General features: G+C 41.0%; 9 protein-coding genes and 2 tRNA genes. 5 read left to right on the top strand and 6 right to left on the bottom strand.

Translation table 11 applies throughout. The annotated features are described in order from the left end of the window. Positions 1–103: 103 nt before the first annotated feature. Positions 104–1207: a hypothetical protein gene (locus HXT43_RS03270; RefSeq protein ID WP_004119320.1), complete on the bottom strand. Its 1104-nt coding sequence runs from the start codon at positions 1205–1207 to the stop codon at positions 104–106. 184 nt (positions 1208–1391) lie between these two features. Between HXT43_RS03270 and HXT43_RS03265 the strand changes: the two genes are divergently transcribed. Together HXT43_RS03265 and aroA are read left to right on the top strand one after the other, a co-directional pair. Continuing rightward, positions 1392–1465 (top strand) — tRNA-Pro (locus tag HXT43_RS03265). A gap of 81 nt (positions 1466–1546) precedes the next feature. Then, the gene (gene aroA, locus HXT43_RS03260; RefSeq protein WP_064340547.1) at positions 1547–2908 is read left to right on the top strand and encodes a 3-phosphoshikimate 1-carboxyvinyltransferase; all 1362 of its coding nucleotides are present in this window, start codon (positions 1547–1549) and stop codon (positions 2906–2908) included. Between the two features lie 77 nt (positions 2909–2985). On the opposite strand, the gene HXT43_RS03255 is transcribed toward aroA, so the two are convergent. The 3 genes from HXT43_RS03255 to HXT43_RS03245 form a co-directional block, all read right to left on the bottom strand. Further along, entirely contained in the window at positions 2986–4215 is a 1230-nt protein-coding gene (locus HXT43_RS03255; RefSeq protein WP_174143377.1) for an acetate/propionate family kinase, read from the bottom strand. 150 nt (positions 4216–4365) lie between these two features. Continuing rightward, complete coding sequence (gene pta / locus HXT43_RS03250; protein ID WP_004119325.1) at positions 4366–6072, bottom strand: phosphate acetyltransferase; 1707 nt, start codon at positions 6070–6072, stop codon at positions 4366–4368. Between the two features lie 287 nt (positions 6073–6359). After that, positions 6360–8837 carry a phosphoketolase gene (locus tag HXT43_RS03245; protein WP_004111342.1) on the bottom strand — a complete coding sequence of 826 codons (2478 nt, stop codon included), beginning with the start codon at positions 8835–8837 and terminating at the stop codon, positions 6360–6362. A 401-nt stretch (positions 8838–9238) separates the two neighbouring features. Here HXT43_RS03245 and guaA point away from each other — a divergent pair, with 401 nt between their 5' ends. The 3 genes from guaA to HXT43_RS03230 all read left to right on the top strand — a co-directional run bounded on the left by guaA (position 9239) and on the right by HXT43_RS03230 (position 13651). Continuing rightward, on the top strand, positions 9239–10801 hold the full coding sequence (gene guaA, locus HXT43_RS03240) for a glutamine-hydrolyzing GMP synthase (protein ID WP_004106945.1): 1563 nt from the start codon (positions 9239–9241) through the stop codon (positions 10799–10801). Between the two features lie 519 nt (positions 10802–11320). After that, a complete protein-coding gene (locus HXT43_RS03235) occupies positions 11321–12709 on the top strand; it encodes a PTS ascorbate transporter subunit IIC (protein WP_004106942.1) in 1389 nt (462 codons plus the stop codon). 210 nt (positions 12710–12919) lie between these two features. After that, on the top strand, positions 12920–13651 hold the full coding sequence (locus HXT43_RS03230; protein ID WP_004106937.1) for a GntR family transcriptional regulator: 732 nt from the start codon (positions 12920–12922) through the stop codon (positions 13649–13651). 100 nt (positions 13652–13751) lie between these two features. On the opposite strand, the gene HXT43_RS03225 is transcribed toward HXT43_RS03230, so the two are convergent. Both HXT43_RS03225 and HXT43_RS03220 read right to left on the bottom strand, forming a co-directional pair. Beyond that, positions 13752–13839, bottom strand: a tRNA-Leu gene (locus HXT43_RS03225). A gap of 114 nt (positions 13840–13953) precedes the next feature. Continuing rightward, the gene (locus HXT43_RS03220) at positions 13954–15909 is read right to left on the bottom strand and encodes an FAD-binding protein (RefSeq protein WP_415707266.1); all 1956 of its coding nucleotides are present in this window, start codon (positions 15907–15909) and stop codon (positions 13954–13956) included. Positions 15910–15913: the final 4 nt, after the last annotated feature.

Raw genomic sequence — 15913 nt, 5'->3', positions numbered from 1 at the left:
TTATGCTTTATTCGTAAAGAAGTTCGTGACTTGTAAAAACTAAAAGCAGCGCAGAAATTTAAGTTTCTACGCTGCTTTTGTTAGTTTAATTTATCTTTTGTTCTTATTCTATTTGTGCTTTTGAGCTTCTATTTAATATTAAAGCTTGATTTATTTTTGATTGAAGACGATCGCTTTGCATAGCCGCAACTTGTCGTGAAAATACAATAATCCATCCAAGAAATAGCAGACATGATAATGCTTCAACATTTGTAAGAGTATTATTTCCATGTACCCACTGATTTCCTGCCCACGCAGTAAGAATAACCGCTAAATCGGAAGCAATATAGAATGTGCGAGAAAGCCTAGGAGCAAGCCATGGAAGGCAAACAAGCATTGTGCAAATTAATCCTGTCACTCCTCGAGCACATAAATCATGTAAGAAAGGATGTGGCGTGTATCTAAAAGTTCCTATTCCAATAAACGATATTCCTCCAAGAATCAGCAAAGCTGCCATAACAGTTGTGCGCATCTTGAAGTGTTTAATCAGTTTTTGGTTATTGTGTTGTAGCATTTCGTGCTGTGTTGCAACGAATTCAGTAATAGCAAAGTAGCTCGTTATGATAATGCAAATTCCTGACAAAACAAGTGTTGCATTAAACATACTAGCTGCAAATGTTGTGCGGTCTCCAAGTTGAGAGAAATTATTGTTATACCAGTACGGATCATCTGTCGTAAGACCTGCAGTTGCAGCTCCAGAAATAACGAATAATGGCAGGAGGGAAGCCACAGTTTTAGCTTCAAGAAGTTCAGCTTGAATAAGAGTTGCGTATCCAACTATTCCAGATAAAGCTGAGCATAATACTGGTAAATAGCTGTTCATTGCCGCTCTGCCAATAATGCTATTAATAATAGATAGCAAAGCAAAAGACATAAGAAACATCGTTGCGCCGTAAATCGTAGAAAGCGCTGTTATTTCAAACGCGTGCTTAGCTACTCGAATTAAGTGATGGCTGATAACTTTTTTATTTGTACGCAAGTATCCAACAATAAAAGCGCCTACGCTGCACAAAGACACAATAGTTGAAGCTGTAAGGAATAATCGCTGGCTAATTTGCCAAAATGCTGGCATTGTTGCCATATACATTCTCATAATAATCATTCCACAAGCTGCACAAACTATGAATGATATTAACCCCATTGCCTCTGTTCGCTGGAAGCGTCCCATACTTAGCCCCTTTTTCTTTAAACTAATTCTATTGTATCGTTTGGTGGCTAGTAATGAGTTTTGTTAGTCGAATTTTGTAATGAAGAAAAAATTTTCATAATACGTGTGTCGTAATTTGCATTTGTCTGCAAAGTGCGCTATTGTAATTGATTGTGCTTGGAACTGGTAATCAGTTCAAAAGCCTCGGGGTGTAGCGCAGTTTGGTAGCGCGCCTGCTTTGGGAGCAGGATGTCGCAGGTTCGAATCCTGTCACCCCGACTTTTTATATCTAATGAAATATGCGTATTTTTGCTTTTTATTCTTATTTAACAGTACATGTCAATCGATAGTATTCATAGTATGAGTGGTATTAACGATATTGCAGATTGCACTACTTTTTGGAAAGCGCCGTATGCTAATCATCAATTAAAAGCTTATATTGAGGTTCCTGGAAGTAAATCTTTGTCGAATCGTTATTTAATTTTGGCAGCTTTGGGCACAAAACCAGTAGTTTTACAAGGATTATTGCGCTCGCGCGACACGGAGCTTATGATTAGCGCTTTATCTACATTTGGCGTTAGATGTGAGTCATTAAATGAAGATGGAACTAAGCTTCGTGTAATTCCTCCAGAAGACGGAGTTTTTAGGATTCCAGATAATGCTGAAGTGTATTGTGGTTTAGCTGGAACTGTAATGCGTTTCGTTGCAGCTTTAGCTTTATTTGCAAATAAAGCTGTGCGATTTGATGGCGATAAGCAAGCTTATGCGCGTCCTATGAAGCCAGTTCTTGACGGTTTAGAGCAGCTTGGTGCTCGCGTAGAGTATCAAGGAGAAGAGGGTTTCTTACCTTTTACTATTACGCCACCTTCAGTCGAATTTAAAATAAATAATTTTTCTGAAAAAATCGTGCAAATTGATTCTTCTTCATCATCACAATTTATTTCTGCGATGCTTCTAATTGGTTCACGTATACCTGGAGGCTTAAGTCTTAAACATATTGGTGACACATTGCCAAGTATGCCGCATATTCGCATGACTATGGACGATATTTGCAAAGCGGGTGGGGTTGTAAATATGACTAGCAACGCAATGTGGCATGTTAAAGAGAGCAAAATAGCTTTATCTGATACTGTTACTATAGAGCCTGATCTTTCTAATGCTGCGCCATTTTTAGGAGCATCATTGATTGCTGGAGGAAGTGTCAGTATACCTAATTGGCCGTTTTCTTCAACTCAACCTGGAGGATTGCTTCCTGGAATATTAGAGAAAATGTGCGCAAAAGTTAGTTTTGAAAAAACAAGCGATGATGCTGGAATAATGCATGTGGAAAGCGATGGTTCGATTAAAGCAATTCCGTATCTTGATTTGAGTGCAGCAGGAGAGATTGCTCCTAGTATTGCAGCTATTCTTGCTTTTGCGGACGGTCCGAGTGAACTTCATGGTATCGCGCATTTGAGAGGGCATGAAACGAATCGTTTGCAAGCTTTAGTTAATGAATTGAATCGAGTTGGGATTGGTGCTAAAGAGCTCGAAGATGGCATTCGTATTGAGCCAAGTAATCATATGCATGGGGAAGTAATGGAAACTTATGCGGATCACAGAATGGCAACTTTTGCTGCAATGCTTGGATTACGCATAGAAAATATAAGAATCAAAAATATTTCTACTACTCGCAAAACGATTCCTGATTTTCCAGGAATGTGGCATAGAATGCTTGAATAATAAATAATCCCGAGCCTTTTTGACCCGGGATTATTCATATTTATTTATTTTGTTCTACGCCGTTAAGCGCAAACAATTTAGTGCTCAAACTTGTTGCCGTAGCTATCTTCACCAGCTTCAGCAATGGTTGCAGCCTTGCGCGCAATAGCCAACTCTTCGTTCGTTGGAATCACAGCAATAATCACAGAGCTGTCTGGAGTGGAAATAACGCGTGGCTCCTTAGAACGAACCAAATTCTTTTCCTTATCGAGCTTAACGCCGAATGGCTCAAGCTTTTCGCATACGCGAGCGCGCACAATTTCGTCGTTTTCGCCGACACCAGCTGTGAAGGTAATGACATCAACGCCGCCCATTTGAGCAGTATAGTTGCCAATATAACCAACAATGCGGTGCACGTATACGCCGAGAGCGAGCTTAGCGTTTTCATCGCCTTCTGCGATGAGCTTGTGAATATCACGCAAATCGCCATGACCAGTCATACCCATCATGCCTGAACGCTTGTTGAAGAGAGTGTCAAGTTCGTCCACGTTCATGTGAGCGTTGCGAATAAGGTGGAATACTACAGCTGGGTCAATATCGCCAGTGCGACCGCCCATCATCAAGCCTTCGAGTGGGGTTAAGCCCATAGAAGTTTCGACTGGTTTTCCAGAAATCTGAGCAGAAGCAGAAGCACCGTTACCAATGTGCAAAACAATCTGCTTCAAACCTTCTGCAGGCTTACCGACAACGCTTGGAACAACAGAGCCAATGTATTCGTGAGAAGTGCCGTGAGCACCATAACGACGAATATGATAGCGATCTGCGATTTCCTTGTTCAAAGCATAAGTTGCTGCAACCTGTGGCAAATCATGGAAGAATGAAGAATCGAATACCATAATTTGTGGAACATCTGGCAAAAGTTCAGTCATGACTTCAGCGCCAACAGCTTCTGGACCGTTGTGAAGTGGAGCCAAAACTGCCAAATCCTTAACCTTATTGATTGTCTTTTCATTGACTAATGCAGGCTTAGGGAATGTTAAGCCACCCTGAACAACGCGGTGACCGACAGCAACAATGCCAGATTCTGAAAGCTTTGGACCATATTCTTCGAAGAATCCAAGTACGCGCTTCAAGCCCTGCTCGTGATCGTGAACTGGCTCATCGAACTCATGCTTTTCGCCATTGAATACGTGCTTGTAGTGGCCGTCAACTGGCTCGCCAATCTTCTCAACGATGCCGGAAGCGATACCTTCACCGCTTTCCAAGTCAACGAGTTGATACTTAATCGAACTGGAACCAGAATTGATAACAAGAACGGTTTTTGCCATGTGGGCATCCTCCATAAGTATTGATAAGGCTTATAAATTGCCACGCTCTAGTTTAGCGTTAAGTTCCTACAAACTTAAAGATATTGAGTGCAATGCAATACCTCAAGGTTACGTACGCACTGTGATGCTGTTTTAGGAGCTTTATTATGTTTATTCTGATTGTGCTTCTAACGCGGTTAAAGCAACGGTATTAATAATATCTTGTACTAAAGCTCCTCTAGACAAATCATTTACAGGCTTATTTAATCCTTGCAAAATTGGACCAACAGCCAGTGCTCCGCTAGAGCGTTGCACGGCTTTATAAGCGATATTTCCTGCGCATAAATCAGGGAATACAAATACATTCACATGACCAGCAATACTATTATTTTTTGCTTTTGCTGCAGCAACTGTAGGAGACCATGCTGCATCAAACTGTATAGATCCAACAATTGCTAAATCAGGTGCTTTTTCTTTCGCAATGCGTGTTGCTTCCTCTACAGTATCAACATCTGGCCCTTTTCCTGAACCAAGCGTTGAATAGGATAGCATTCCAACTTTAGGGTTGAGTCCGAAAGTCTCAGCAGTGTGTGCAGACTGAATAGCAATATCAGCAAGCTGTTCTGCACTAGGATTTGGGTTGATTGCACAATCTGCAAATACAGATACGTGATCTTTGAAGCACATAAGGAATGCTCCAGAAACCAGCTTAGAACCAGGCTTAGTTTTGATAACTTGAAGAGCAGGACGTACAGTGTTAGCGGTTGAATTAACTGAACCAGAAACAAGACCGTCTGCTTGACCTAGTACTACTAGCATGGTGCCGAAGTAGCTTGCATCTGTTAATTGTTCACGCGCTTGCTTTTCTGTCATTCCTTTCTTTGCTCTTAATTCGCAAAGTTTTGTAATCATATGGCTTAGCATTGCTTCATCGTGCATAGATTGGAAACTAGCTTTGCAAAGAGAATTGAGATTTAGTTCTTCTGCTCGAGCAAGAATAGATTCGCGTTCTCCAATGATAATTAGATTTACAATATCACGTTCTAGCAAATAGTTTGCTGCTTTAAGAATACGATCTTCTTCTCCTTCCGGAAGAACTATAGTTTTCTTATTTTCTTTTGCTTTCCCTAATAAACTGTATTGGAAAGCATAAGGTGTAGTTGGAACTTTAAATGGTTGGTGGAGAGCATTAAGAACATCATTTTCTCGAACGCAATTTACGAATGTTTCTAATGAAGAATTTTTAGTTTCTTCATCTATTGGTGGCAAAACCCATAATGGAGTTTGGCTTACTCGGGATGCTTCGTCGTTTGAGTTTGCATAATTCCTAGAGCTATAGTCACGCATTAACTCAGCTCCAAGTTCTGGATCGCAGTTTGTAACAAATACTCCTAAAACTTGTGTGCATGATTTAAGAACGCAAGCATTTGCAGAATCTATAGTTTGTAAAATTTGTTGTGAGTTTCTGCCTTGAGCTGAAACTGTGAGAAAAACAGGTGATGCCAAGTCAGCTGCAACAGTTGCGTCGAAAGAAAACAGTTCTGGATCATATGCTGGGTTTGCGTCACTAGAAACAATAATAGAAGCTTGAGCAGAGGTGGATTGCAACAATTCGTTATAGCGCGCAACGATATCTCCTCGCACTGTGTCTTTATTTGTTCTAACTATTTCTGGAGTTGTTGCAATAACTTGCTCTAATTTCGCTGAAGTATTTGTGATACCCAAAAGTTGTTTAGTAAAAGTGTCATTTGGTTGAGCGCATGGACGAAAAACAGTAGTGCTGTAGTTATTAGACAGAATATGTGTTATTCCGAATGCAACAGCATTTCTGCCGTACATATCTTCGTTGCCGATAATTGTTACATTAATATGCGACACGATGCGTTCTCCTTTGATACTTCGTGTTACTGCTAGGTTTATATTGTTAATGTAAGTTTTGCATTTTGCAATATAAACAAACTTTTTCTATTGTACGGCTTATCTATGTTGTACACGCACAAAATAGTAATTATAAATGTAATTTATTTTGCATATAACTAGTTTTATTGCATTGTTTGTTTTAATACATGAAGCTTTTTTGTTTTAATACACAAAACGGGAGCCAATCTTTCGATTGACTCCCGAAATGTTTTTAGCTAACCAATTTTAGCTTTATCAGCTTAAAACTACTCGTTATCGCCTGCGGTTGCAGCGGTAGCGGTGACAGCGCCTGGCTTATCGGTCTTAACGCCTGGCCATACCCAATCGGTGTAGTCTGGGTGATCAAGACCCTTGTCGACTGCATACTGGAAGGCTTCGAGGCGGAAGTCCTCGAGCTTCTTGATTTCGTCGGCATACTTAGCGGCGTCAACCATGCGCAATGCTTCAGCGGTAAGCTCGTAACGATCCATGTCGTTCACACGAACCATATCGTATGGCGTTGTGGTGGAGCCCTGCTCCTTGTAGCCATGAACGTTGAAGTTATCGTGGTTTGGACGATCATAAATCAAGCCGCGAACGTCATGTGCATAGGAGTGATAAGCGAAGAGGACTGGCTTGTCAGCAGTGAAGAGCTCAGTGAACTCTTCGTCAGTCAAAGCTTCGTTGTTTTCCTTAGCGGACTGCAACTTGAGCAAGTCAACAACGTTAACAACCTTGAACTTAACGCCAAGCTTGTTCAACTTGTCGGCAGCTGCCATCAATTCCTGCTGTGGAACATCGCCAACACCAGCGAGAACAACCTGAACTTCGTCATTGTTCTTAGCGTTGGAAGCCCACTTCCACTCAGCAGCACCCTTCTCGAGCTCTTCGCGAGCTTCGTCGAGAGTCAACCAAGTAGCAGCTGGCTGCTTACCAGCGAAGATAGCATTAATCATGTTGGTGGACTTGTAAGCCTTTTCAGCAACAGCAAGCAACATGTTGGAATCTACTGGGAAGTAAATGCCGATTACGTGATCGTTGTTGAAGGTCTTGTTCAAGAGCACGGAGGTTACGCCTGGATCCTGGTGCGAGAAGCCGTTGTGATCCTGACGCCATACGTGGGAGGATACCAACAAGTTCACAGAGGAGATTGGCTTACGCCATGGGATCTCACGAACGGTAGCCTCAAGCCACTTTGCGTGCTGGTTCAACATGGAGTCGATAACGTGTACGAAGGACTCGTAGGAGCTCCAGATGCCGTGACGACCGGTGAGCAAGTAACCTTCGAGGAAGCCTTCCATCTGATGCTCGGAAAGCTGCTCGGTGACCTGACCGGTAACAGCCATGTGCTCATCGACTAAGCCGGAGAGATAGCCAGCATCCCACTGCTTGTTGGTTACTTCGTAAGCAGCCTGCAAACGGTTGGAAGCAGTCTCATCTGGTCCGAAGATACGGAAGGAATCTGGGTTGTTCTTGATGATGTCACGAGTGTAAACGCCAAGACGACGGGTAGCTTCGAGCTGACCCCAGCCGTGACCGAATTCCTTAACTTCCTTGACTTCGTAATCCTCAAGCTTTGGAAGCTTCAAATCTTCACGAATACGACCACCGTTGGCGTTTGGATTTTCACCAATGCGGAGTTCGCCCTTTGGCATGAAGGAAAGAACGTCTTCCTTCACAGCGCCCTTTTCATCGAAGAGCTCTTCAGGCTTGTAGGACTTCATCCAGTTCTTCAAAACCTCGAAGTGAGCTTCGGTATCGCGAGCAGATGCCAGTGGCACCTGGTGTGCACGCCAAGAACCTTCGGTCTTCTTGCCATCGATGAACTTCGGGCAGGTCCAACCCTTTGGAGTGCGGAAGATAATCATTGGGTAGTAAGGACGAGTTACATCGTTAGTCTGAGCCTCAGCCTTAATATCGCAAATTTCATCGAAGATAGTTTCGAACATGTCAGCAAAGCGACGGTGGATGGACATATGATCCTCATCGTCGAAGCCAGCAACGAACTCGTATGGTTCATAACCCATGCCGTGGAAGAACTCATGAAGCTCTTCATCGGAAATACGGGAAAGAATTGTTGGGTTAGCAATCTTATAGCCGTTCAAGTGCAAGATTGGAAGCACGATACCATCGGTACGTGGGTTCACAAGCTTGTTGGACTGCCAACCGGTAGCCAAAGGACCGGTCTCAGCTTCACCATCGCCAACGATTGCTGGAACGAACAAGCTTGGGTTGTTCATAACAGCGCCGTAAGCGTGAGAAAGTGCGTAACCGAGCTCGCCACCTTCATGGATGGAACCTGGGGTTTCAGGAGCGAAGTGAGAAGGAATACCGCCTGGGTAAGAGAACTGACGGAAGAACTTCTGCAAACCAGCTTCGTCCTTAGTAATCTTTGGATAGTACTCAGTGTAAGTACCGTCGAGGTAAGACTGAGCAGTACCAGCTGGGCCGCCGTGGCCTGGACCCATGATAATCACGGTGTTCTGCTGGTGATCAGCGATAAAACGATTAATGTGGCCGATAAGGAAGTTAAGACCTGGAGTGGTGCCCCAGTGGCCCACCAGACGATGCTTAACGTCTTCGCGAGTGAACGGCTCCTTCATTAGAGGGTTGCTGCGAAGATAAATTTGGCCGATTGCAAGATAGTTGGCAACGCGCCAGTACTTGTCTACGCCTTCGATAGCTGCCTCGGAAACTGGAGCGTTTAGCTTCTTCCAAGGTGTGCCAATAACAGGACTCGTCATGTGTACTCCTGTACTCAAGCACTTTTCAGTGCAATTTGATCATTACCATTTGGTTATAGAGACTGGAAAACAAATGTATTACAGCTCTTTTTCCATCCGTTTCAGTATAGTGCCAGCGTCTGACTTTTGTTCGTTTGGTTACTTCTTCGTGCATTTGTGTTGAAAAAATGTGTGATTATGTGCGTAAAAAATGAGCCATTTGTATAGATTATGTTATATTTAATGTTCATTTTATACTTTATAGTTAAGCGTTTCGCACAAAAATCTACCAACGTTATTTGCAGTGTTAGACTGTACGTGTAACTTTTGTGTTTAATTTTCGGCGTTTTGTAATTATATAACGTCGCAAAGTTTCACTATTATAAGTTGAATCGTGTTAGAACATATATATAAGGAGAATCATGGCAAAAGGACCAGTGCTTGTCGTTGATTTTGGCGCTCAATATGCTCAGCTTATTGCTCGTCGAGTGCGCGAAGCAAATGTGTATTCAGAACTTGTTCCTCACTCTATGCCAGTTGACGAAATGCTTGCTAAGGATCCTCAAGCTATTATTCTTTCAGGTGGTCCTGCTTCTGTTTATGAACCAGGTGCTCCTGACATTGATCCAAAGATTTTTGAAGCAGGTGTACCGGTTCTTGGTATTTGCTATGGCTTCCAGGTAATGGCTCATGAGCTTGGTGGCGATGTCGATAAAGCTGCACTTGGTGAGTATGGCAAGACTGCTGCAACTATTGATGATTCTGAAGGTTTACTTTCCGGATCCCCATCTGCGCAGAATACTTGGATGAGTCACGGTGTTGCTGTTAAGCGTGCTCCAGAAGGTTTTACGGTTTTGGCTCACACAGAAGGTGCTCCAGTTGCAGCAATGCAAGACGAAAGTCGCAAACTCTACGGTGTGCAATGGCATCCAGAAGTTAAACACACTCCATTGGGTCAGGAACTTATATCTACATTCTTACATAAGTGTGCAGGGCTGGATAATAATTGGAATCCTTCTAATATTATTGAGGATCAAGTTGCTAAGATTCGTGAAGAAGTTGGCGACGCGCAAGTTATTTGTGGTCTTTCTGGCGGCGTAGATTCTGCTGTTGCTGCAGCATTGGTACATAAAGCAATTGGCAATCAGCTTACTTGCGTTTTTGTTGACCACGGTTTGCTTCGTAAAGGCGAAGTTGAGCAGGTTAAGCATGATTTTGTTGAAGCAACAGGCATTAAACTTATTGCAGTTGATGCAGAAGATGACTTTTTGAACGCACTTAAAGGCGTGAGTGAGCCGGAGCGCAAGCGCAAGATTATTGGCGAAAAGTTTATACGCACTTTTGAAAAAGCTCAGCGTCAAGTTATCGAAGAAGCTGGAAAATCTGGAGCAGAAGTTAAGTTCCTTGTGCAAGGCACGCTTTACCCGGATGTAGTTGAATCCGGTGGCGGTGATGGTGCTGCAAACATCAAATCTCATCACAATGTTGGAGGTTTGCCAAAAGATTTGAAGTTTAAGCTTATTGAACCTTTGCGTACTTTGTTTAAGGATGAAGTTCGTGCTATTGGAACTGAGCTTGGACTTCCAGATGAAATTGTTTGGCGTCAGCCATTCCCAGGACCTGGTTTAGGTATTCGTATCGTGGGCGAGATTACACGCGAACGCTTAGCTGTTCTTCGTGAAGCAGATGCTATTGCACGCGAAGAGCTCTCTAAAGCTGGATTGGATCGCGACATTTGGCAATGCCCAGTCGTTTTGCTTGCTGATGTTCATTCTGTTGGTGTTCAGGGTGATGAGCGTACATATGGTTCTCCAATTGTTTTGCGTCCTGTGAGCTCTGAAGATGCTATGACAGCTGATTGGTCTCGTGTGCCTTACGATGTGTTGGCAAATATTTCTACTCGAATCACGAATGAATGCCGTCAAATTAATCGTGTAGTGCTTGATGTAACGTCTAAGCCGCCTGCCACGATTGAGTGGGAGTGACAGTTTTTGATGAGAATTATTGACTGAAATATAAACATATGTTTATACAGTAAAACATATGTTTATTTTCATTAAAAACTGTAATAATTACTGATTTTTATAAAGCACTTCGTGAAAATGGAGTGCTTTTTTCTGTATATTGGTGTGTCGAATTTTCTAAAAACAGGTAAATTTTCGAATTTTATCGATATTTAATGAATATTTTAGTAGTAAATACTGTTGTTTTTAATTGTTTATAATGTTAAACGATATAATGAATTTTACATGAAACAACAGTATGAGCTGTAACAGTAGTTGTTGGCTGGGTGTAAAAACTGCTGCTCGTAGTAGCTCTTACTACTTTGCTTCATTGCGGAACCGTGAATTTTGTATGTGTAGTTTTACTGTGCTACGAAACTAATCGTGTATTTCGAATAGTTTCGCCTACGGTATCGTTTGCGAAGTTTGTAAGATATTTTTGCCGCCAATAATTGCGTAAGCCGCTCAAACTATATCGATTAATATGGTAAGGAGAGTTACGTGGACGGCATTCTGTCAGTACTGCTCGATATTTTCAGACAGCCATCTGTTATAGTTGCGCTTATTTCTTTTATTGGGCTTGCAGTGCAAAGAAAGAAATTCTCGGATATTTTGCAAGGATCAATCCGTACCCTTGTTGGTTTTCTTGTTTTAGCAGCTGGTTCTGGAGTTATTACTGAAGCGTTGAATCCATTTGGCAAAATGTTTCAATACGCATTTCATGTGCAAGGCGTAGTGCCGAATAATGAAGCAATTATTGGAACTGTTTTATTGAAGTATGGCTCTGAATCTGCGCTTATTTTCTTCTTTGGAATGATTGTTAATATTATTCTTTCTATTACTTCTCGTTTTAAATTTATCTATTTAACGGGTCACGTAGCTTTCTATATGGCAAGTATGCTTGCTGTTATATTTAATGTTGCTGGTTTTAGCATGTGGGAAGTCCTTTTATGGGGTTCAATTGCTCAAGGATTGTTTACGACAATTTCTCCTGCACTAGTGCAACCATTTATGAAAAAAGCTTCAGGCAAAGATGATGTTGCTTTAGGACATCCTGCTGGTACTGGTGTTGCTTTAGGTGCGTTAATTGCAAAAATTACTGCTTCAAAAAAGCGTCCTTCTAAGTCAACTGAGGATATTAAATTCCCAGCCGCATTGGGATTCTTGCGTGATACAACAGTTCTTATCACGCTTTCTATGGCTGTTATTTATATCGTAGTGGCACTTTTTGCTGGATCTTCGTATGTTGAAACACATTTATCTAATGGTCAAAACTCCATTGTTTTCGTTATGTTGAAGGCTGCAACTTTTGCTGCAGGTGTTTATATTATTCTTGCAGGCGTGCAGATTGTTCTTGACGAAATTGTTCCAGCTTTTAAGGGAATATCGGAAAAGCTTGTTAAAAATGCTCGTCCTGCTTTAGATGCACCAATGACTTTTGGCTTTGCTCCTAATGCTGTTCTTATTGGCTTCTTGGCTAGTTTCTTTGGCGGCTTGCTTGGAATGACGTTTATGGCGATTTTGGGAACGACAATTATTATTCCTGGAATTGTTGCGCATTTTATGGCTGGTGGTGCTGCAGGAGTATTTGGTAATGGTCAAGGTGGAATACGTGGTTGCTTGACTGCATCATTTATTAATGGCCTTTTCATTACTTTCCTTCCGTTGTTCCTTTTGCCAGTGCTTGGCAATTTAGGAAGTGCAAATTCTACATATTCTGATGCAGATTATGGCGTATTTGGTGTAATACTTGGTCACGTAAATATTGTCGGTGGTCGTACTGTTCTAATTTCTGTAATACTTATTGCACTAATATTGTTCTATTCTGTTTCGATATTGATGAATAAACGCGATTCTAATAATTTTGAAAAAGTTGAAGAAATAAAATAAGTAAAGAAAATAAAAATACAATTAAATAATTGTGTAGACATAGATTAAATTCTTTTTACTCATTTTCCTATTTGTTTGTACATTTTATGTTAGGGCTGATAGGATAACAGAGTTATTAGTTTTGCATGAGCCGTTGTTACTATGCTGTGTTTTACACAAACTAGTATCAGCGGCTTTTTCATGCTAGCGCTTAGTTAGGGGAGAGTGATAATGGTCGACGGTGTGCCTAAATATATTGCTGTGCGAGATAATCTACGCGCTCGTATTGATTCTATGGAAGCTAACGAACAATTACCTCCTGAAATTGAATTGTGCAAACAGTACAATGTGAGTCGTATCACTTTGAGGCATGCAGTTGATAATCTTATTACTGAAGGATTACTTGTTCGTGAGCAGGGTAGGGGAACATTTCGAGCTTCTTCAATTATTCATACTTATAATCAGGAAGTGATTTCTGATCGCGCGCAAGGATTTTATGAGCAGGCTTATTCTAATGATGCAAAAGTTAGAATAAAAGTTATTGAAAAAGATGTTATTCACGATGAAGATGCTGCTGCTCGTTTAGGTCTTGATCCAGAAGATGAGTTGATATGTTTGAAACGCTTGCGCTATGTTGACGATGTTTTATCGCGTTATAGTGTGATTTATTTGTCTGCTTCGCGTTTTCCTAAAATTTTGACGCATGATTTTTCAGATGATTCGTTAGCTGATTTTTTGTTCAAAGCGTACGCTGTTCAGCTTGTAGAAAATGAGGTGTCTGTGCATGTAGAAGAGCTGTGTGACCGGCTTGCGGCAGTACTGAATGTTGAAGTTGGAACTTCTGTAATTGCAGCTTATTCTACTGTAAAAGATAAGTTTGGCACGATTATTGCTTTTGGTGCAGCTGTTTATACGCCAAATTCTGGCGAGATTCGTTTCCATTTGCATTCAAATGCTGCTTAATTAAATTTTTTAGGGCTAGCTAAGATGATCTTCTTAGCTAACACCTTTTTTGCGTTAGAAAACAATAAAACCTTGCTGGCTTTCCAGCAAGGTTTTTTCGTGTCCGGAGCGGGAGTTGAACCCGCACGCCTGTAACAAATAGGCACTAGCACCTCAAGCTAGCGCGTCTACCATTCCGCCACCCGGACAGGTGTTTTAGACAACAGATAAGACTATAACATCTTTTTTTCTTCTTCGCTTCGGCGTGTTGAAAAAATTACGAATTTTCAAAATATTTATATATGAAAATAGTAATAATAGTTTTAAATTATGCTATTTTCAGTATAAAAATCTCCTTTACTATCTTGTTTAAAATCAATAACATTCACTGGCTTTTTTGCCAAGTTTCCATCAAAGTCAATGAACGAGTGTTGTGGCAATGAAGAAATATCATGTTTTGGATAGTCTCTTCTAAAGAAAGCACCTCTAGATTCATGTCTAGCAAGTGAAGATTGTAATACTGCTTTTGCAAGTAGTGACATGTTCTTTATTTCCCATATTGCAGTAATTTCTTGGTTAAAAACTAAATTATCGCTATGAATGTGTAATGACTGAATTTTAGGATCTATAAATTCTTGTATGTCATTGAGTGCTTTCTTAATTGATTGTTCGTCGCATGATATTGCAACAGCGTTTTCCATGATTTTTCCTAAATCTGCAAATAATTTATAAGGATTATCTTCTTCTATTTGTGAAGATTCGTCGTTATAACTGTTGTCTGTAAAATCTGTAACTTGCTTCGCACTCGTTTCCATAAGCTGATTAAGTTCATTATTTCTTTGTTTATATAAGACTTGTAGTGCAACATTACTTGAGATAGTTTTATTGGTTTCGTTCGTTTCGTTCGTTTCATTGATTTCGTTACTGTTAGTTTCATCATCCTTGTTTAAGTTTTTCAATTCTTTTGCTATTGTTGCTCCTGCGCGATTTCCAAAAAGGCATGCGTCAAGCAAGGAGTTTCCTCCTAATCGATTAGCTCCGTGCACTCCTACACATGAGCATTCTCCGGCAGCGTATAAACCATAAACAATATTTTGGTTGTTATTTTGCCATCTATATACTTTTCCATTCAAAGTTATCGGTATTCCGCCCATTGTGTAGTGAGCTGTAGGGCGAATTGGGACTAAATCGCAAGTTGGGTCAAGATGAGCATATTTTTCAATAGTTTCTGTAACTTGTGGCAAGTATTCTAACATATTTTCTCGGCTGATATGTGTCATATCTAGCCAAACACAATCGTTATGCGAATTGCTTTGTTGCGTAGTTGTTGAATCGTTTACACCTCTTCCTTCGCGAATTTCTTTGGCAATTGCACGAGAAACAACATCTCTTGGAGCTAAATCTGCATGTACTTCATCGTATTTTTTCATAAAAGCTTCGCCATTTGAGTTCCTAAGCACGCCGCCTTCAGCTCTTGCTGCTTCTGAAAGCAGAATGCCAGTATGAGCTAGTCCAGTAGGGTGGAATTGAATGAACTCGCAGTCTTCAAGTTGTAATCCTGCTTTTAGAGCTAAAGCCATGCCATCGCCTGTTAAATCCCACGAATTAGATGTTGTTGCAAATAATCTTCCCGATCCGCCTGTAGCTAAAAGTAAGAATCTAGACCTTATTGCTCGCAAGTTTCCTGCAGATAAATCAAATGCAACAATTCCTTCAACGCTCATAGTTTGATCGTTTATAGCAACATCTGTTACGTAACAATCTTCAGCAAATACAATATTCTCGGAAACACATTGTTGCCATAAGCTATGCAAAATTTGGTGACCAATACGATCTGCAGCAAAAGCCGCACGTTCAATTGGATTCTTTCCAAAATTAGCAGTATGCCCACCAAAACGGCGTTGATTAATATACCCATTTTGCGTTCGAGAAAATGCTACGCCATAATGTTCAAGCTGAATAACTGTTTTCGGCGCTTCTTTTGCAAGTAGCTTTGCTGCATCTTGATCGCTTAGCCAATCTCCGCCATGAACTGTGTCATAATAATGCCATTGCCATTTGTCTTGTTCAACATTTCCAAGGCTTGCTGCTATACCTCCTTCAGCAGAACCCGTGTGTGAACGCAATGCTGGCACTTTAGAAATCACTAAAATTGATGGTGTTTTTCCTCCTTTTCTCATACATGCGTATTCTTCGGATTTAATTAATCCTAGTGCTGCAGATAATCCTGCAGCTCCAGTGCCAACAATAATAACATCGTAGTATTCGCTTGATTGCATACTT

This window comes from Gardnerella sp. DNF01195, from assembly GCF_049244175.1.
GTDB classification, from domain to species: domain Bacteria; phylum Actinomycetota; class Actinomycetes; order Actinomycetales; family Bifidobacteriaceae; genus Bifidobacterium; species Bifidobacterium leopoldii.
Note: the sequence above shows the minus strand (reverse complement) of the source record. Positions and strands in the feature narration are given on the sequence as shown.